General features: G+C 57.1%; 3 protein-coding genes. 2 read left to right on the forward strand and 1 reads right to left on the reverse strand.

Annotated features, from left to right (window positions below):
• Both ACOSYY_RS12240 and ACOSYY_RS12245 read left to right on the forward strand, forming a co-directional pair.
• Positions 1-496 (forward strand): pentapeptide repeat-containing protein (locus tag ACOSYY_RS12240; RefSeq protein WP_421662694.1); only part of this gene is annotated, 496 nt, incomplete at its 5' end.
• A complete protein-coding gene (locus ACOSYY_RS12245) occupies positions 493-1143 on the forward strand; it encodes a dienelactone hydrolase family protein (protein ID WP_421662696.1) in 651 nt (216 codons plus the stop codon). The genes ACOSYY_RS12240 and ACOSYY_RS12245, both read left to right, overlap by 4 nt.
• Before the next feature lie 220 nt (positions 1144-1363).
• Here the strand turns inward: ACOSYY_RS12245 and ACOSYY_RS12250 are convergent.
• Positions 1364-1725 (reverse strand): helicase-related protein (locus tag ACOSYY_RS12250; protein WP_421662698.1); only part of this gene is annotated, 362 nt, incomplete at its 5' end.

A 1725-nucleotide genomic window follows, 5' to 3' on the forward strand; every position in this document is an offset into this window, starting at 1 on the left:
GGCTATTCTTTATCACGCTGTTCTCGATGAAGCCGATTTCCTGGATGCGAATCTCAACCGCGCGACTCTCATCGGAGCCAAGGGGACGCGCATCAACCTCATGAACGCTGATTTGAGCGAAACCTACGCTCCGAAATCCTCCTTCCAGTTCTCGCAATTCAACAGGGCTAATCTGGAATCCTCCAACTTCGTGGGCGCAGATCTTCGCGGGTCGAATTTCAGCCACTCCGACATGACCCGCGCCAATCTTCAGGAAACCAACCTCCAGGAAACCAACCTCCAGAATGCTACCTTAGCCGGAGCCGACTTGAGCGGCGCTCGACTGGACTCAGCGGACTTGAGTCGCGCCAACCTCAAGGGCGCTATACTCTCGTCGGCCCTCGGTCTCACGCAGACACAACTCAATGCCGCCTGCGTCGACGACCAGACCAACTTGCCACCCGAACTTACACGGCCCGCTCCCTGCACTTCCGCTAAGAAACGTGGCAAGCCATGACAACCTCACACGAACACAATATCGAGATCACAAAAGGGAAACTTGCTCTGGAGGGCATACTCGGGCTTCCTATTGAACCGCGAGGTGTCGTCGTCTTTGCGCACGGCAGCGGGAGCGGGCGGTTGAGCCCGCGCAATAATTTCGTCGCCCGCCATCTACAGCAAAACAGACTTTCCACTTTGCTGCTGGATCTCTTAACCGATGAAGAAGCAGAGGATCGACACAAAGTGTTCGATATCAACCTCCTGGCTGATCGACTGTTGTGGGCCAAAGGCTGGTTAGAGGCGGATCCACGGACCGGGCATCTGGGAATTGGATATTTCGGCGCCAGCACCGGTGCCGGAGCGGGTTTGCAGGCTGCGGCGCGAGAGCCGTCGAACGTCAAGGCCATCGTGTCGCGAGGAGGACGACCGGACCTGGCTGAACCCTATCTGCCGTCTGTCACGGTTCCGACCTTGTTGATCGTCGGAAGCCACGATGAACCGGTGATTGAGATGAATCAGACGGCGTTCGATCAGCTCATGTGCGAAAAGAAACTGGTCATCATCCCCGGCGCGACGCATCTCTTCGAAGAGCCGGGAACCCTGGAACAGGTGGCGGAACAGGCGAGCGGGTGGTTCCTACGGTACCTCGGCGGACCCCAGTAACTATCAAGAAATCCTTTCCGACGCAGAGGGCTGGGAGGTCACTGATGGATCAGCTTTTCTTAGACCTTCGAGCATTTGACATACACCAATTGGTATATCAATTTAAGGCCTCGTATTTGACATAACGATCGGCTTAGGAAAATTACGCGGTCACATCGAATGGCGATAGATCACTTCCAACAAACTCCTGCTTCCAGTCGGAAATCCACAGTTCCCGGCATCATGCGCTCGGCGAGAGCAAAAAGTCGAAGTCGGCTTTCGTCAGCACGCCTTGCCCGGACCCGCGCACCACGCCGGCCATGACCGCGTCGTACAACTCGAGCTTCCGCTGTTTGAGCGCCATCATCTTCTCCTCGATGCTGTGGCGCATGAGAATCCGCACGATCGAAACGGGCCGCTGTTGCCCGATACGGTGCGCGCGGTCCGACGCCTGGCGCTCCACTGCCGGATTCCACCAGGGGTCCAGATGAAAGACATAGCTCGCTCTGGTGAGATTCAGCCCTTGCCCGCCCGCCTTGAGACTCAAGAGAAACACGCCCGGCTGCTCGATCCTATCGTCGCGTCGCGATCCGCAAGCTGGAT

This window comes from Nitrospira sp. BLG_2 (genome assembly GCF_049222245.1).